Annotated in this window: 18 protein-coding genes; 7 read left to right on the forward strand and 11 right to left on the reverse strand. The window is 60.1% G+C overall.

Going from position 1 to position 15,694, the window contains the following annotated elements; all coding sequences use genetic code 11:
- Positions 1–66 precede the first annotated feature (66 nt).
- The 4 genes from GR197_RS18050 to GR197_RS18065 all read right to left on the reverse strand — a co-directional run bounded on the left by GR197_RS18050 (position 67) and on the right by GR197_RS18065 (position 4,433).
- A complete protein-coding gene (locus tag GR197_RS18050) occupies positions 67–1,173 on the reverse strand; it encodes an ABC transporter ATP-binding protein (protein ID WP_164011903.1) in 1,107 nt (368 codons plus the stop codon).
- Between the two features lie 4 nt (positions 1,174–1,177).
- The gene (locus tag GR197_RS18055) at positions 1,178–2,122 is read right to left on the reverse strand and encodes an ABC transporter permease subunit (RefSeq protein ID WP_164011905.1); all 945 of its coding nucleotides are present in this window, start codon (positions 2,120–2,122) and stop codon (positions 1,178–1,180) included.
- The gene (locus GR197_RS18060) at positions 2,115–3,020 is read right to left on the reverse strand and encodes a carbohydrate ABC transporter permease (RefSeq protein WP_164011907.1); all 906 of its coding nucleotides are present in this window, start codon (positions 3,018–3,020) and stop codon (positions 2,115–2,117) included. The genes GR197_RS18055 and GR197_RS18060 overlap by 8 nt, the downstream gene beginning before the upstream one ends.
- A 177-nt stretch (positions 3,021–3,197) precedes the next feature.
- Complete coding sequence (locus GR197_RS18065) at positions 3,198–4,433, reverse strand: ABC transporter substrate-binding protein (RefSeq protein WP_164011909.1); 1,236 nt, start codon at positions 4,431–4,433, stop codon at positions 3,198–3,200.
- A gap of 455 nt (positions 4,434–4,888) precedes the next feature.
- Here GR197_RS18065 and GR197_RS18070 point away from each other — a divergent pair, with 455 nt between their 5' ends.
- Positions 4,889–5,929 (forward strand): LacI family transcriptional regulator, encoded by a 1,041-nt coding sequence (locus GR197_RS18070; protein WP_164011918.1) that lies wholly within the window; start codon positions 4,889–4,891, stop codon positions 5,927–5,929.
- 215 nt (positions 5,930–6,144) lie between these two features.
- On the forward strand, positions 6,145–6,702 hold the full coding sequence (locus GR197_RS18075) for an RNA ligase family protein (protein ID WP_246724614.1): 558 nt from the start codon (positions 6,145–6,147) through the stop codon (positions 6,700–6,702).
- A gap of 40 nt (positions 6,703–6,742) precedes the next feature.
- Here the strand turns inward: GR197_RS18075 and GR197_RS18080 are convergent, their stop codons facing one another.
- Positions 6,743–7,651 carry a LysR family transcriptional regulator gene (locus GR197_RS18080; protein ID WP_164011920.1) on the reverse strand — a complete coding sequence of 303 codons (909 nt, stop codon included), beginning with the start codon at positions 7,649–7,651 and terminating at the stop codon, positions 6,743–6,745.
- A gap of 171 nt (positions 7,652–7,822) precedes the next feature.
- On the opposite strand from GR197_RS18080, the gene GR197_RS18085 reads away from it, so the two are divergent.
- The gene (locus tag GR197_RS18085) at positions 7,823–8,437 is read left to right on the forward strand and encodes a C39 family peptidase (protein WP_164011922.1); all 615 of its coding nucleotides are present in this window, start codon (positions 7,823–7,825) and stop codon (positions 8,435–8,437) included.
- Between the two features lie 34 nt (positions 8,438–8,471).
- Entirely contained in the window at positions 8,472–9,548 is a 1,077-nt protein-coding gene (locus tag GR197_RS18090; RefSeq protein ID WP_164011924.1) for a D-alanine--D-alanine ligase family protein, read from the forward strand.
- Between the two features lie 94 nt (positions 9,549–9,642).
- Here the strand turns inward: GR197_RS18090 and GR197_RS18095 are convergent, their stop codons facing one another.
- From GR197_RS18095 to gndA, 5 genes are all read right to left on the reverse strand, one after another.
- On the reverse strand, positions 9,643–10,152 hold the full coding sequence (locus tag GR197_RS18095; RefSeq protein WP_164011926.1) for a GNAT family N-acetyltransferase: 510 nt from the start codon (positions 10,150–10,152) through the stop codon (positions 9,643–9,645).
- A 13-nt stretch (positions 10,153–10,165) separates the two neighbouring features.
- The gene (locus GR197_RS18100) at positions 10,166–10,672 is read right to left on the reverse strand and encodes a GNAT family N-acetyltransferase (protein ID WP_164011928.1); all 507 of its coding nucleotides are present in this window, start codon (positions 10,670–10,672) and stop codon (positions 10,166–10,168) included.
- A 30-nt stretch (positions 10,673–10,702) separates the two neighbouring features.
- The gene (locus GR197_RS18105) at positions 10,703–11,002 is read right to left on the reverse strand and encodes a type II toxin-antitoxin system RelE/ParE family toxin (RefSeq protein ID WP_164011930.1); all 300 of its coding nucleotides are present in this window, start codon (positions 11,000–11,002) and stop codon (positions 10,703–10,705) included.
- On the reverse strand, positions 11,002–11,283 hold the full coding sequence (locus GR197_RS18110) for a ribbon-helix-helix domain-containing protein (RefSeq protein WP_164011932.1): 282 nt from the start codon (positions 11,281–11,283) through the stop codon (positions 11,002–11,004). Before GR197_RS18110 ends, GR197_RS18105 begins: the two co-directional genes overlap by 1 nt.
- A 168-nt stretch (positions 11,284–11,451) precedes the next feature.
- On the reverse strand, positions 11,452–12,903 hold the full coding sequence (gene gndA / locus GR197_RS18115; protein ID WP_204330277.1) for an NADP-dependent phosphogluconate dehydrogenase: 1,452 nt from the start codon (positions 12,901–12,903) through the stop codon (positions 11,452–11,454).
- A 205-nt stretch (positions 12,904–13,108) separates the two neighbouring features.
- On the opposite strand from gndA, the gene GR197_RS18120 reads away from it, so the two are divergent.
- From GR197_RS18120 to GR197_RS18130, 3 genes are all read left to right on the forward strand, one after another.
- Positions 13,109–13,900, forward strand: coding sequence for an AraC family transcriptional regulator (locus tag GR197_RS18120; protein ID WP_164011936.1), 792 nt, complete (start codon positions 13,109–13,111; stop codon positions 13,898–13,900).
- Between the two features lie 70 nt (positions 13,901–13,970).
- Positions 13,971–14,369 (forward strand): SRPBCC family protein, encoded by a 399-nt coding sequence (locus GR197_RS18125; RefSeq protein ID WP_164012302.1) that lies wholly within the window; start codon positions 13,971–13,973, stop codon positions 14,367–14,369.
- Entirely contained in the window at positions 14,370–14,729 is a 360-nt protein-coding gene (locus tag GR197_RS18130; protein ID WP_164011938.1) for a VOC family protein, read from the forward strand. It abuts the gene before it with no gap.
- 120 nt (positions 14,730–14,849) lie between these two features.
- Here GR197_RS18130 and GR197_RS18135 read toward each other — a convergent pair whose 3' ends face one another.
- Entirely contained in the window at positions 14,850–15,569 is a 720-nt protein-coding gene (locus GR197_RS18135; RefSeq protein WP_164011939.1) for a PAS domain-containing protein, read from the reverse strand.
- Positions 15,570–15,694 lie beyond the last annotated feature (125 nt).

Consider the following 15,694-nt stretch of genomic DNA (forward strand, 5'->3'; position numbering starts at 1 on the left):
ACGGAGAGCGGGGTTGGCCTTTTCGTCAAACTCGCTCCGGCTAGTGGCCTCGATCCACAGAACTCTCTAAAGTCGCAACTCGCTCTCGGCATCGAAGACCGAGGCGACCGTCATGTCGAAGTTGAGTTTCACCTTGGCCCCGACATTGAAGCGGCGCGCGCCGTTGACGCGTACCGACATCGTGTGACCGGCATGTTTCAGCCACAGAAGATTGTCCGCGCCCATCGGCTCCTCGATATCGACGGTGGCGTCATGTTCTTCGCCGCCGGCATTTTCGTTGACCTTGATGTGCTCGGGGCGAACGCCGAGCACCACCTTGCGGCCGGGCTGCAGCGTCTCGCTGGCGTCGTAGGCGGCGAGCGAGAAAATGACGCCGTTGGCGGAAAAGGCAATGCCGTCGCCCGATTTGACCAGCTCGCCGTGCAGGAAGTTCATCGACGGCGAGCCGATGAAGCCGGCAACGAACAGATTGCGCGGCTTATTGTAGATCGTCGTCGGATCGTCGAGCTGCTGGATGATGCCGCTCTTCATGATGGCGATACGGTCGGCGAGCGTCAGCGCCTCGATCTGGTCGTGTGTGACGTAGATCATTGTGTTCTTCAGCGACTGGTGCAGGCGCTTGATTTCGACACGCAATTCCGAGCGCAGCTTGGCGTCGAGGTTGGACAGCGGCTCGTCGAACAGGAAGACGTCGACATCGCGCACCAGTGCCCGGCCGATCGCCACGCGCTGGCGCTGGCCGCCGGAAAGCTCGGCCGGCTTGCGCTTCAAGAGCGGCTGGATCTGCAGGATTTCGGAGGCACGCGCCACGCGTTTGTCGATCTCGGCCTGCGGCACCTTGGCGACGCGAAGGCCGAAGGAAAGGTTCTTTTCAACCGTCATCTGCGGATAAAGCGCATAGGACTGGAAGACCATGCCGATGCCGCGGTCCTTCGGTTCTTCCCAGGTGACGTTTTTGCCCTTGATGAAGATCTGCCCTTCCGAAGCGTCGAGCAGGCCGGCAATGCAGTTCAACAAGGTCGACTTGCCGCAGCCGGACGAGCCGAGCAGCACCAGGAATTCACCGTCGTTGATGTCGAGGTTCAAGTCCTTGAGGACGCTGACCGCACCGAAATTCAGCGACAGATCCCTGATGGAGACGCTTGAGTTGGAGACACTTGAATTCATGTTCATGGGATCAACCCTTCACTGCGCCGGCGGCGATGCCACGGACGAAAAGCCGTCCCGACACGAAATAGACGATCAACGGCACGAGACCCGTCAGGATCGTCGCGGCCATGTTGACGTTGTATTCCTTCACGCCCTGGACGGAATTGACGATGTTGTTGAGCTGCACGGTCATCGGATAGGTGTCCGGCCGGGTAAAGACGACGCCGAACAGGAAGTCGTTCCAGATGCCTGTCACCTGCAAGATCATAGCGACGACGAAGATCGGCAGCGACATCGGCACCATGATCTTCAGGAAGATCTGCCAGAAACCCGCGCCGTCGACGCGTGCCGCCTTGAACAGTTCTTCCGGCAAAGATACGAAATAATTGCGAAACAGCAGCGTCAGGATCGGCATGCCGAAGATCGAATGCACGATGACGAGGCCGCTCAGCGTGCCGTAAAGGCCGATTTCGCGAAGGATGATGACGATCGGATAGATCATTACCTGATAGGGAATGAACGCCCCGACGATGAGGATCGAGAAGAACATCTCGGACCCCTTGAAGCGCCAGTTTGCCAATGCATAGCCGTTCACCGAGGCGATGGCGATCGAGATGACGACCGACGGCACCGTGATGCGCACCGAGTTCCAGAACCCGCGCGACAGTCCATCGCAGTTCAGCCCGGTGCAGGCCTGCGCCCAGGCCTTCACCCAGGGTTCGAAGGTAATCTCCATCGGCGGCGAGAAAATGTTGCCGAGCCGGATTTCCGGCATGCCCTTCAGCGACGTCACGACCATCACGTAGAGCGGCAGCAGATAGTAAAGCGCCGCCACAGCCAGCGTGCCATAGAGCATGATGTTGCGCGACGACAGCGCCGGGCGCGGCTTCGCGCCGCTCGGGCCTTCGCCAAGTCTCGGTGCAACGGCGTCGACGCCGGCGGCAACGGTGTTGAGAGTTCCTGTATCAGCCACGCTTGCGCCCTCCACCGAATTCCAAATAGGCCCACGGGACGATAATGATCGCGACCGTCACCAGCATCATCGTCGAGGCGGCAAAACCCTGCCCCAGGTTCTGCGCCTGGAACATGTAGTCGTAGACATACTTCGCCGGCACTTCCGATGAGATTCCTGGACCGCCGGATGTCTGGGCGACGACGAGATCGTAGACCTTGACGATACCAGAAGCGATGATGACGATCGTCGTGATGAAGACCGGCCGCATCATCGGAATGACGATGAAAAGATAGGTCTTCCACATCGGAATGCCGTCGACGCGCGCCGCTTTCCAGATGTCCTCGTCGATGCCGCGCAAGCCGGCAAGCATCAGGCACATGACCAGCCCCGTTCCCTGCCATAGCGCCGCGATCAGGATGCCATAGATAACGATTTCAGGCGTGTAGAGCGGATTGAAGGTGAAGCTCTCCCAGCCGAGCGAACGCACAACCGACTGAACGCCGAAATCGGGGTTCAGAATCCACTGCCAGACGAGGCCCGTCACGATGAAGGACAGCGCGAAGGGATAGAGGAAGATTGTGCGGAACGTATTTTCGAAACGGATCTTCTGATCCATCAGCGCAGCCAGCAGGAAACCGATGACCAAGCTGAAGATCAGCGAAAGAACCCCGTAGAGAGCCAGATTCTCGATCGCCGTTACCCAGCGCGGTGCCGCCCAAAGACGCTCATACTGGTCGATCCCGACGAAGCTCAATCGCGGAAGGAGCTTCGAATTGGTGAAGGAATAAAAGACGGTCCAGAGCGTGCCACCGACAAAAATCACCAGCGCTGTTAGGATCATCGGAATGGACGCAATCTTGGCATTCAGATTGCGCAGTAACTTGATTGGCCGGCCTGCTTGCGCTTGACCTGTCATGAACGCTTCTCCTCAAATCGCAACTGCGACCGGTGACAGAACGAGCCTTGCTCGTCTGCCCATCCCTGCCCCCGGGATTTGCCGGGGATGCCGGAAAGACGCCGCCAGCCGAACATCAGTCCGGTGACACGATCCGGCTCTAGAGAAGCCGGATCGCAAAGCGGCGAATCTACCCGATCAATCGGCCGAAGCGATGATCCCAGCGAAACGCTTCTGAGCGTCTTCCGGGGTCATGGACGGATTGGCGAAGAATTCGGAGAAGAGATCTTCCTTCTGCTTCTGGCTGTCTGCCGAAAGCAACTGGTCGGTGCCCTCGATCACGTTGCCCTTGGCCAGGATTTCGAGACCCTTCTTCATGCAATCATTGGCGGCGGCGAGATCGACGTCGCCGCGAACCGGCAGCGAACCCTTCTTCAGGTTGAAGGCAACCTGGGTCTTGGGATCGAGCAGGGTCTTGGCAAGCACCGCCTGCGCCTTGGACTTTTCCTCATCCTTCAGCAGCGGGAAATAGAAGGCATCGCCGCCGGTCGAGATGATCTCGTTCACGCCGAGGCCCGGCAAGCAGGTATAGTCGGAGCCTGCTTTCTGGCCGGCGAGTGCGAACTCGCCCTGCGCCCAATCACCCATGATCTGGCCACCGGCCTTGCCCGTGATGACGAGGTTGGTCGCCTGGTTCCAATCCTGAACGTTGCTGCCCTTGGACATGCGGCGGGCATCGTCGGCGGCCTTGAAGACCTTGGCGATTTCTGGACCGGCAGCAACTTTCGCATCCTTGTCCTTGAAGACCTTGTTGAAGGTATCCTTGCCGGCGACCGCAACCATCAGCACGTCAAACGCGCCTGTCGCCTGCCACGGCTGACCGCCGACGGCGAGCGGAATGATACCGGCCTTTTCGAGAGCCGGGGCGGAAGCGACGAACTCGTCCCAATTCTTCGGAACCTCGACGCCGGCCTTCTTGAAGGCGGCATTCGAAAGCCACAGCCACTGCCAGGAGTGAATGTTGACGGGCGCGCAATAGATCTTGCCGTCGATGGTGCAGGAATCGAGCAGGCTCGCCGGACGGATGATATCCTTCCAGTGCTCCGCGGTCGCCACGTCGGTCAGGTCGCGCATCAGGCCGGCCTGGACGAGTTCCTCAGCCTGGCGGCCATGATTGAACTGCGTGGCGCCCATCGGGTCGCCGCCGGTGATGCGGCTGATCATGATCGGACGGGCAGTGCCGCCGGAACCGGCGATTGCGCCGTCGACCCAATGGTTGCCGGTGGCGTCGAATGCCTTTGCCAGCTCGGCGACGGCGGCCGATTCGCCACCTGATGTCCACCAATGCGTGACTTCGAGATCGGTAGCATTGGCGGCGCCGAACGGAAGCGCGACCGAAGCGGCAAGCATTGCTGCCATAATACGAATTTTCATGAGTTTTCCTCCCTCACTGAAACGTTGCCGGAAAAACTTAGATCAATCGATTTCAGCACGCAACCGCCCGCCGTTAATTTTTTCCGCGACAACGGGAATTACTACTTGTGCCTGTTTCCTGTCGGCCCGACCCTCCCCTCCGAACTGGCATTCCCCTACACGATCTCGCAGATGCACTTTCTCTTTATTATAATGAAAATACACATAAAAATCTCGAAAATCGTCCTCAACTCCGCTGTATCCTCTTCGCAAACGCAAAAAATCAGCGAGCGAACTACGGATTCAACCTACGCACACAATGCTGCAAAGCACACTGGAAAAAGCTCTCGACATTTCTACTGTATCGTTACAGATTGCGCTTCTTAGGGAGGCGCGATTTTGGCAGGCGGCTGGCTTACGGCGCCTGAAAAAGCCTCTATAAGCGACACCAATTCGCGCAAGGCAGGCCTACAGGGATGGAAAACAAGGGAAATTTCGGGCAAGCGGCATCGCCAGCGGCGCGCGAGCGTCCGACGTTGAAGACGATCGCCTTCATGACCGGCCTCGGCGTGACGACAGTGTCCCGCGCCCTGAAGGATGCGCCCGACATCGGGGCTGAGACCAAGGAGCGGGTGCGCATGGTCGCCCGCCAGCTCGGTTACCAGCCGAATAGGGCCGGCGTACGCCTGCGCACCGGCAAGACCAACGTCATCGCCCTGGTCCTCAGCATCGATGAGGAGATCATGGGCTTTTCGAGCCAGATGGTCTTCGGCATTTCCGAGGTGCTGTCCGGCACGCCTTATCATATCGTCGTCACGCCGCATTCCCACAGCAAGGATCCGATGCTGCCGGTGCGCTACATCCTCGATACCGGCTCTGCCGACGGCGTCATCATCTCGCGCATCGAGCCGGACGATCCGCGCGTGCGACTGCTGACCGAACGCGGCATGCCCTTCGCCACCCATGGACGCACCGATGCGGGTCTCAGCCACCCATTCCACGATTTCAACAACGAAGCCTTCGCCCATCAGGCGGTAGAACGGCTGGTCAAGCGCGGCCGGCGGCGCATCGCCCTGCTGCAGCCGCCGAGCAAGCTTACCTATTACGCCCACATCCGCATCGGCTTCCAGACCGGCCTGCACGATTACGGCGCCGAGGAAGTGCCGCTGCGTATCAACAGCGATGCGCCGCTGGCCGATATCCGCGACGTCGTCGAAGTGATGATGCGCTCGGAAAACGCCCCTGACGGCATCGTCTGTTCGGCCGGCAGCGCGGCGATTGCCGTCAATGCCGGCATCGAGGCTGCCGGCAAGGCGCTCGGCCGCGATCTCGACATGGTGGCGAAGCAATCGGTGCCGATCCTGAACTGGATCCGCCCGGAGATCATCACCGTCCAGGAAGACGTGCGCCAAGCTGGCCGCGAAATGGCCAAAGCCGTCATCGCCCGCATCGACGGCGTCGAACCGGAACTGCTGCAGAGCATCAGCCAGCCGATCTGGCCGGAGGGCGGCAGGTAGCGCGAGCGTGGAGGTGGAAGCCTCGCGAGTGACAACGCCCGGCCTCGGCATGTTTCATCCGTCATTTGCCGAGAAAAGCTGCCGGCGGCAGCTCAAGCCCAAAGACGATGTTGCATTGTGCAATCGCCAACCGCTATGTCCTCATCATCATGAAGAAATACGGACGAACCTATCACCTGCCGATTTCACCGGGAGCGACAAGCGACGACAAGGTTATGGCGACGCTTGACGGGCTGATGGTCGGTGATCTCCTCATCACCGAGAAGATGGATGGTGAGAACACGACCATCCATCGACGCGGGTCTCATGCCCGTAGTCCCGATAGCCGTTACCATCCGTCGCGCGATTGGATAAAAGCTTTTGCCGCAGGGATACAGCCGCAACTGGCGGATGGTGAGCGCGTCGTCGGCGAAAATCTCTATGCCCGGCACTCCGTCGGTTATAATGATCTGCGGTCTTATTTCCTCGGCTTCGCCTGGATTATCGACGACGAAGTCCAATCCTGGGATCTGACGCAGACCCGGTTCGAAGAACTGGGCATCGTTCCGGTACCAACTCTGTATCGCGGACCATATAAAGCCGGCCTGTTCGAGGAGACCGCGGCCTCGCTGGATCGAGCCAGGCAGGAGGGATTTGTCGTTCGGATCGCTGATGCGTTTCCCGAAGCCGAAATGTCGGTTCGCATGGGAAAATATGTGCGGTCAGGTCATGTGCAAAGTGAAACGCACTGGATGCAGTCGGAACTCATCCCCAATCGGCTGGCAAATTCGTGACGGCCGCCGCAAACGGTCCAAAGCCGCCAGCAAACCCAAATCAGCGTTCCGTCAATTCCGGTCGCGCACTCCTCGCCAGTTGCCCCAGCACCGCTGCGATCTTCGGGTTGCGTCCCTCGCCGCGCCGCGTGATGGCGTGGATACCGCGATAGACCGGTGGCACCAGCGGCTTGACGATCAGGCTTCCGTCAAACTCCCGAAGCGCCAGTCCGGGCATCACCGAAATCGAGCACCCGGCCTCGATAAGCGCGAAGATAACTTCGAAACTGTCGCTGAAGCCGTTGATGACCGGCTCGAAACCGATATCGCGGCAGGCCTGGCGGATCGCCTTGCAATATGCGCTGGAGGCGACGTCGAGCGCCCAGCATTCACCCTTCAGCTGTGCGAGGTCGATGACCGGCTCGCCTTCCAGCCTGTGGCCGGGTGGCAAAAGCACGAAGAGCTGGTCGCGGCAGAGGAGTAGCGTGTCGACTGCGCCCTCCAGCGTGCGCGGATCGAACGATATGTCGTCGGCAACGACGATATCGGCCTGCCAACCTCTGAGCGCCGCGACCCCTTCGGCAGGTCCCATCGTCGTCATAACGATATCAAGATGCGGATGGTCGATCGCAAGCTGACGCATCGCAACCGGAATAAAGGATGACGCCGCCGAGGGTTGGGCGGCGATCCGGAGCTCACCCGCGACAATGTTTTGCAGCTCGGCAATATCGGTTCTGGCTTCTTCGACGACGGCAAATATACGATCGGCATGCAGGACAAGCCGCTGGCCGGCCGGTGTCAGCGTCACCCCTCGCCCACGCCGCTCGACGAGCGCGATGCCGACCTCGTCCTCGAGCTGGGCGATCTGCTGGGAAACCGCCGACGATGAAATGCCGAGCGCCTCGGCGACCGCCGCCATCGTCTCCCGGCGTGAGAGTTCGCGAAGCGTGCGCAATCGGAAAAAGTCCAAACCCTGCTCCTCCTGCCAATCAATCGGCCAAAATTTTTAATCTATAACCTCATTTTAATTAAGTAGATTTGGAGAAATTCTCATCCTACCCTCGGATTCGCAAGCCAAATATCGGCTCCAAAAAAGCCAAGATTACCCGCCATCTCACAGCGTGTCAGGGAGATCGACAGAATGCAGCCGAGCGGCGTGCCCTATTTCAGCCAGTGGGAAACACCCGGCATGACGCTGCCGGTGCTTGCCGAGGGGTCGCAGGCCCTGTTGCGTGATCCCCTCTGGCGCCATTCTGGAGCCTGCACGATCGAGGAATATGCGCGCTGGGCGGTCAATGTCTGCGGCATGGCCTGCCTGAAGATGATCCTTGCCGCGCGCGGTGAGATCCATCCGACCCTCGAGCTTGCCCGGGCCTGCACGGCCTATGGTGGTTATGTCGTCAACGAGATCGATGCCTCGATCAAGGGGCTGATCTACGCACCCTTCATCCGCTTCGCCGCCGACCGATTCGCGCTGAGCGCGGAGACGATGACAGGCGTCGAGATATCGGCCATTCCGGAGCTTCTATCGAAACGCCGCTTCTTTATCGCCTCGGTGCATTCGGGCATCCGCTGGCCAGAGCGCGAGCCGCCATCGAAAGGCGGCCATCTGGTGCTGGTGACGGCAGCAAGCGACGAGACGATCCGCTTCCACAACCCGTCCGGCCATGACGAGGCGAGCCAGACCGATGTGACGCTGCCGCTTGCCGTCTTCGACCGCTTCTTCGCCAATCGCGGCATATCTGTCGACGCCTGACCCTTTTCAACACCAAATCGCTTCGGAGGCTTGAATGACCCCTTCCCCAAACAGGCTGCGCATCGCCGTGCTCTTCGGCGGCCGCTCGGCCGAGCATGAGGTTTCCATCCTTTCGGCAACCAATGTCTTGGGCGCGCTCATGCCCGAGAAATATGACGCCATCCCCGTTTTCATCACCCGCGAGGGACAATGGCTGCTGAGCAATTTCGAGGACGGCATACTGGCGACACCGTCATCAGGCGTGGAAATCTGCCTCGTGCCGGGCGGACGCGGCCGGATGCTGGCGATCCCGGCCCATGGCGCGGCCCACGAATTGCCTGGGATCGACATCCTGTTTCCCGTGCTGCACGGCCTGCATGGCGAAGACGGATCGGTGCAGGGCCTGGCGGAGGTGGCGCGCGTGCCACTCGCCGGCTGCGGCATTCTCGGTTCGGCCGCGGCCCTCGACAAGGATATCGCCAAGCGCCTGCTGAAGGCGGCGGGCCTGCCGGTGGCGCGCTCGATGACAATGCGTGAGGATGCGGTCCCCTCGCTGACAGCCCTCGAAAGCGAGCTTGGACTGCCGCTCTTCATCAAGCCGGCGCGGCAGGGATCGTCGGTCGGTGTCGCCAAGGTTCATGCCAGCCAGGAATTCGCACCCGCCCTTGCCGAGGCCTTCCGCCACGATCGTATACTGCTCGCCGAGGAGTTCGTTGCCGGCCGCGAGATCGAATTCAGCGTGCTGGAGGATAGGGCAGGCGAACTCTTCGTCTCCCGGCCGGGCGAGATCGTGCCGGCCGAAAGTCACGGCTTCTACAGTTACGATGCCAAATACGTCGACGAGAAGGGCGCGGCGCTGAAAGTCCCGGCCGAACTGCCTGAGGAGGTCGAGACTGCCATGCGCGACATGGCCGCAAGAGCTTTCCGGGCGGTCGGCTGCGACGGCATGGCCCGCGTCGACTTTTTCCTGACGGACGACATGCGATTCCTCATCAACGAGCTCAACACCATCCCTGGCTTTACCAATATCAGCATGTATTCCAAGGCGATGGCGGCCAGCGGCGTCGGTTACGCCGAGATCATCGACCGCCTAGTGGACCACGGCCTGGCGCGCGCCGGCCGGGCTGTCTGAGCATGAACAGGTCGGTCCTGATTTCAGGCTGTTCCGGATCAACACGTACGGTCGAAGACGTCTGCCTCCAAGCGCCGTTCCTATGACCATTTTCTCAGGACGCGAAATGACGATAAACGAGATCCTCAGGATCGGTTCGAGGAGCCGTCAGATCAAGACGCCCGCCCAACCGTTGCGCGACAGCAATCGAGGCGGCGTTTCCGGGGCCGATATAGCTGACGAGCGACGGCACGCTGAGCGTCGCAAAGGCCCAGTCGCGCAACGCCAGGGCTGCCTCGGTCGCATAACCTCTGCCCTCATGGCCTTCATCAACGAACCATCCCAGTTCCTTTTCCGGGAAGAGCGGCCCGTGATTGATCCCGACCTGGCCGACGCATTCGCCGGTCTCGGCAAGGTCGATCATCAGCGCCCCGTGCCCGAAAAGTTGCCAGAGCGCCACGTCGTGACAGAACATTCCCCAGGACGCGCGCAGATCGAACGGCCCGCCCATTCCAACCGATCGCGGCGAGGCCATCAGCCGCGCATAGGCGGCGAAATCGTCGAGAACAGGCATGCGGAGTCTCAGACGCTCGGTTCGGATGTTTATCGCGCCGATTTCCGACATGTCGTCGCTTCTGTCAGGTGGGGTTTGGAGTTTCAAAGGCCGGGGAAAATTGCAGCATTCCGCTTGGCGTAGGCCCATGAAAAACAATACGCTGCACGAGCCGCTTATCGAGATCGAGATACATCAGCTGCCCGTCGCTGCTGAAGCCGACGCGGCTATAGATTTCTGGGTTTCCGATCAAAGCACAGCCGGTGGCACCTCTCTCCTTCAACAGCTCAAGTCCCCTCACAATCAACGCCTTGCCGATCCCCTGCCGCTGTCTCTCCGGCTTGACCGATATCGGACCCAGTCCGAACCAGCCGTCTTGCACGTCGTTGATCGTCACCGGCGAAAACGCGACATGCCCCAGGATCTCGCCTTCATCTTCTGCAACCAGCGAAATCGCCAGATCGCCGCTCGCACGAAGTCTGCGAATGATTTCCGCTTCCGTACCCTCGCTGTAAGGCATCGGCGCGAAGGCAATCGAGGTCAGATCGTGGATCGCACCGATATCCCCCGGCGCCTCGTATCGCATCAGCATCTTTTAGCTCCCTCGGCGACATCGATGGCATCACTCTTCGTAGAGACGCAGTTCCTGCCCGCCGGACATGATCCTGAGAATATAGACCGTTTCTTCTTCAACTGAGAAAGCAATGCTCAGGCTTCGTTCGAAGCCGACGATCCTAAGGCCATCACGAATCTCGTTGCGAACCGTTCCCCGCTTTGGAAAGCTTTGAAAAGCTTCCAGAAATGTTTGAAGGCGATCGATATAATTTTGAGCAGCAGCCTCTCCGGCGCGCGGTACAAGATATTCCAACAACGCATCGACATCCTGTCGAGCCGCGACACTCAGCCGGACCGTGTATTTCATTACTTGGTTTTGGCCGCGATGGATTTGATGCTTTTGCCGAAACCCTCGAACGCATCGTCCAAGGATACCGATCTCTCAGGATGAGCCTTGAGCTCATCGTAAACAGGTGCAACCTCTTCGCGGAGCCAACGCTCCACCGCAGCATCTCGCGCCGCAAGGGTTCGCAGCCCATCGCGGATGACTTCGCTTTCTGTGGCGTATTCTCCCGACGCGACCTTAGCCTTCACCATTTCGGCCATCTCGATCGGCAAGGTGATACTTAAAGATTGAGTTGTCCGCATAGAATTGACTCTCGTGCTCCATCCTTATCGCATGGAGCACGATTAAATCCTACATTTTCTCGAAATTCTAGCGCCCGGTTTTCGTATCCTGCTGAAGCACCGCGACGCAATTCATTAAAAAGCCCGGCGCGACGGCCGGGCTCTTGCTTGATGTCGTCTCGGCAAACCTTAGAAAGTCGCCGCACCGCTGCCCCAAGGGCCGTGATGGAAATCCTTGCCATCCAGGCGGTCGAAGCCGTGGGCGCCGAAGAAATCGCGCTGCGCCTGGATGAGGTTGGCCGTTCCCCTGCCCTGGCGGTAAGCGTCGAAATAGGTGAGCGCCGAGGACAGCGCCGGCACCGGCAGGCCGGCTGAAATGGCCGCAGTGACGACGCGGCGCAAGGCCGGGATCGATTCCTTGACCATGTCGGAAAAGGCCGGCGTGACGATCAGGTTCGCAGCGTCCGGAGCCTTGGTGAAGGCCGAGGTGATCTCGTCGAGGAACTGCGAGCGGATGATGCAGCCGGCGCGCCAGATCCTGGCAATCGTCGGCATCGGCAGAGACCAGTTGAACTCACGCGACGCTTCCGCCATCACCGCGAAGCCCTGCGCATAGGCGCCGATCTTGGCGGCAAACAGCGCCAGCTCCAGATCCTTGTTGAGCTCGGGGCCGTAAGCGATCGGGAAGGATGCCGCCTGCTTGCCGAAGATCTTTTCGGCGGCTTCGCGCTGCGATTTCATCGAGGAGAGGCTGCGGGCGGCGACTGCGGCTTCGATCGCCGTTGCCGGAATGCCCATGTTCTGTGCCTCGATCGCCGACCATTTGCCGGTGCCCTTCTGGCCGGCCTTGTCGAGGATCATGTCGACCATCGGCCCACCGGAAACGGGATCGGCGGCGGCAAGCACCTTCTCGGAAATCTCGATCAGGTAGGAGTTCAGCCGGCCCTTGTTCCATTCGCCGAAGATGCCAGAGATGTCGGAGGCGCTCTTGTCGAGGCCGTCGCGCAGGATGCCGTAGATTTCGGCGATCATCTGCATATCTGCATATTCGATGCCGTTATGGATGGTCTTGACGAAATGGCCGGCGCCGTCATTGCCGAGCCAGGCAACGCAGGGCTCGTCATTGTAGCGGGCGGCAATCGAGGTCAGAACCTTCTCGACGCGCTTCCAGGAATCCTCCGTGCCACCGACCATGATCGACGGGCCGTGGCGCGCACCTTCCTCGCCGCCGGACACACCCATGCCGATGAAGGTCAGATCGGTATTCTTCAAGCGGTCGAAGCGGGCGACGGTGTCGCGGAAATTGGCGTTGCCGGCATCGATCATGATGTCGCCCTTGGACAGATGCGGGCGCAGCAACTCCATCTGTTGGTCGACGGGATCGCCCGCCTTGATCATGATGATGATCGGGCGCGGCGGCCGGATCGCATCGACGAATTCTTCGATGGTCTTGCACGGAATGATCTGCTTTTTCAGATCGCCGGCGCTTTCGTAGAACTCGTCGGTTTTCTCAGGCGTACGGTTGAAGACCGCAATTTTATTGCCTTTCTCGGCGATGTTGAGCGCCAGGTTGGAGCCCATGACCGCAAGACCGATCAGTCCGATTTCTGCCTTTTCCACGACAAACCTCCGATGTGTCATTTGGACCGGTGTTGTGGCACTGTCTCGGTCAAACGGCAAGTCTCGCAAGGGTCTAATCGGTTCGCAAAAACCAATGAAATGAAGCTTGCAAGATCCCGGCTTGTCCGACAACCGTTTGCGCCGGCTCATCGGCAACCAAGTTTTCTCGCGACCTCCCCTTGATGCCCTATCTGATGGTATCATCGGCGTTTCGGGAGATATCGCCTTGGCCTCGAAAAAACGAAACGATACGGCTCTGCTTGCGGCCCGCGCCGGCCGCTACGGCGAATGCACACCGCCGCCGCCGCTACGGCGCTATTTCTGCCGGCTCTGGTCGCATGCACTCCATGACGGACCACCGGCAATGGTGGCGATCGTGCCGGACGGTTATTGCGATCTCCTCTGGATCGACGGCCGACTGGTTGTCGCCGGTCCCGATAGGACCGCGGCCTTTCCCGTCCTCCGGCCTGGCGCGACGGTCGTCGGCGCACGTTTTGCGCCGGGCGCCGCGGCAGCCTGGCTGAAGACGCCGCTTTCGGCGCTGGTCGGCCGCTTGGTGCCGCTTGCTGACATCGGCTGGAAGGACGCGGCCGAATTCGAGGCACGACTTGGCGATTGTCGCGGGCCTTCGGCAGCCATGGCGCTGTTTGGCCGCTTGCTGGAAGAAGCCATCCGCGATGAGGACGAACCTGCCCGGGATGCCGCCATTATCTTCGCCGCCGCCGACAGCGGTCGCCCGGTATCCGGTCCGTTTGGCCGGCTCGGCATGAGCGAAAGGCAGTTGCGCCGCCGCTGCCACCATCATTTCGGCTATGGCGTCAAGACGCTGGAACGGATCCGCCGATTCCAGCGTTTCCTCAACTTATGCCGCAGCTCGGACACGATGCCGCTTGCCGGCATCGCACTCGAGGCTGGCTTTACCGACCAGGCCCACATGACGCGCGAGGTCGGCGAGTTCTCGAGCCTGACACCCGCCGTCATTCTCGGCCAGCTCAGCATCTCGAAAAGGCCAGGCTGACCGTTTTGTTCAAGACGCAGCGGATCGGCCTGTTATGACAGCCAGACCAAATACCAAGGACCTGCAAGCCATGTCGACGATGCCCGCGAAAATCATCCACCAATCGATCGAACGCGACTGGCGCGACGTCTATGATTTCGCCGGCAAGCCGGAGAACATGCCGCTCTGGGCCTCCGGCCTTGCGAGCGGCCTCGTGCCAAACGGCGCCGACTGGATTGCCCATGGCGCGCTTGGCACCGTCAAGGTGAGCTTCGTGCCGACCAATGAATTCGGCGTGATCGACCACACGGTGACGATCGAATCCGGCCTCAGGGTCTATAATGCGCTGCGCATCGTGCCGAACGGCGATGGCTGCGAGGTCATGTTCACGCTGTTGCGCCTACCCGGCATGACCGATGCGCAGTTTTCAGCCGATGCCGCCCATGTCGAGAAGGACCTCGCCATGCTGAAAGCCCTGATGGAGAGATAGATGGCAGAGAAGTCAGAAAACCACGATCGCCGCATCGATTATGTCGAATTCAACGTCGCCGACATCGCCGCCGCCAAAGCCTTTTACGGCTCGGCCTTCGGCTGGCGCTTCACCGATTACGGCCCGAACTACTGCGAATTCGACGATGGCCGGCTGAAAGGCGGCTTCACCGATTTCGGACCCGTGCGGCCGGGCGGCCCGCTTGTTGTCGTCTATGCCAGAGATCTTGAAGAGGTGCTGACGTCGGTCGAGAGGGCCGGCGGTACGATCGTCCGGCCGATCACCGACTTTCCCGGCGGCCGCCGTTTCCACTTCCTCGACCGCGACGGGTATGAACTCGCAGTCTGGGCGACGGCCTGAAGGCAGCCGATTGATCCGCCAGAGCATGACGCCGAAAGTGTGCGCGGTTCTCTTATGACATCATGCTCCAACTCTTTAATTTAGAACAGGATTCAGATTTCAGGCCAACCCGGCCTAGAATCATCCTGTTCTAAGCCGCCGCAGATCGATATCCTCCATGACGAGCAGGGCGCCGATCACCGTACCGCCAGCATCACGCAACGGCGACATGCGGCAGCGCACCCGCCCCGAACCGGCACGACCAGTCGGGCGCTCATAGGTGTAATCGATCTGCTCACCGGCAAAGCAGGCGTCGAGCTTGTATTTGGCGCACGCGGCAAAGAACTCCTCTCCGATGAATTCGGAAATATGACGTCCGATGAGTTCCATCGGCTTCATGTTGAGATCGGCACAGTTGGCCGGGTTGGAATAGAGATAGCGGTAATCCCGTGTCAGCACCGCGACGCGGTCCGGCAGGGTTTCGAGGATCGCCGCATTGAGAAACTGCCCGTTGTCGGTATCCGGCACATAGGCGGCCGGTGGCTCGATACGCACGTCCTGCGGCGAAGGCACGCGCCAGTCTGGCCCATGCGTGCCGAAATAGCGATCGAGCAGATAGGAAAGCACCGTCGTGTGCTCGGTGACGCTGGCGCTGTCGTCGGCGTCCTGGCTAATCAAGTGGCTGACGAACTGCAACTGCATATACACTTCGAGCAGATTGACCGCTCGATGGGCGAGGATTGCCTCGACCAGCGGCTCGACATGGCCGTCGAGCGCTGTGACGCGCTGATCGTCACCCAGCCGTATGGCTTCCTCGATTTGCGTGCAACGCATGGAGAAAGCTCGAAAAAGCTCCAGCAAAACGCCTCCCATCCCACAGTCCCAAGAGACGAGTCCGAAACCTGACGGGGCCGCATCTCTACTGCATAATTCTATCCTTAAATCGGAATCGATTTAAAAATAGAATATGCAGCAATTCAAAGTAC

Source organism: Rhizobium phaseoli (genome assembly GCF_010668805.1).
GTDB lineage: Bacteria > Pseudomonadota > Alphaproteobacteria > Rhizobiales > Rhizobiaceae > Rhizobium > Rhizobium phaseoli_A.

Coding starts and splice junctions, on each gene's coding strand:
- GR197_RS18050 (WP_164011903.1), bottom strand. CDS start 1,173: ATGAACATGAATTCAAGTGTCTCCAACTCAAGCGTCTCCATCAGGGAT.
- GR197_RS18060 (WP_164011907.1), bottom strand. CDS start 3,020: ATGACAGGTCAAGCGCAAGCAGGCCGGCCAATCAAGTTACTGCGCAAT.
- GR197_RS18065 (WP_164011909.1), bottom strand. CDS start 4,433: ATGAAAATTCGTATTATGGCAGCAATGCTTGCCGCTTCGGTCGCGCTT.
- GR197_RS18070 (WP_164011918.1), top strand. CDS start 4,889: ATGGAAAACAAGGGAAATTTCGGGCAAGCGGCATCGCCAGCGGCGCGC.
- GR197_RS18075 (WP_246724614.1), top strand. CDS start 6,145: ATGGCGACGCTTGACGGGCTGATGGTCGGTGATCTCCTCATCACCGAG.
- GR197_RS18085 (WP_164011922.1), top strand. CDS start 7,823: ATGCAGCCGAGCGGCGTGCCCTATTTCAGCCAGTGGGAAACACCCGGC.
- GR197_RS18090 (WP_164011924.1), top strand. CDS start 8,472: ATGACCCCTTCCCCAAACAGGCTGCGCATCGCCGTGCTCTTCGGCGGC.
- GR197_RS18095 (WP_164011926.1), bottom strand. CDS start 10,152: ATGTCGGAAATCGGCGCGATAAACATCCGAACCGAGCGTCTGAGACTC.
- GR197_RS18100 (WP_164011928.1), bottom strand. CDS start 10,672: ATGCTGATGCGATACGAGGCGCCGGGGGATATCGGTGCGATCCACGAT.
- GR197_RS18105 (WP_164011930.1), bottom strand. CDS start 11,002: ATGAAATACACGGTCCGGCTGAGTGTCGCGGCTCGACAGGATGTCGAT.
- GR197_RS18110 (WP_164011932.1), bottom strand. CDS start 11,283: ATGCGGACAACTCAATCTTTAAGTATCACCTTGCCGATCGAGATGGCC.
- gndA (WP_204330277.1), bottom strand. CDS start 12,903: ATGACACATCGGAGGTTTGTCGTGGAAAAGGCAGAAATCGGACTGATC.
- GR197_RS18125 (WP_164012302.1), top strand. CDS start 13,971: ATGTCGACGATGCCCGCGAAAATCATCCACCAATCGATCGAACGCGAC.
- GR197_RS18130 (WP_164011938.1), top strand. CDS start 14,370: ATGGCAGAGAAGTCAGAAAACCACGATCGCCGCATCGATTATGTCGAA.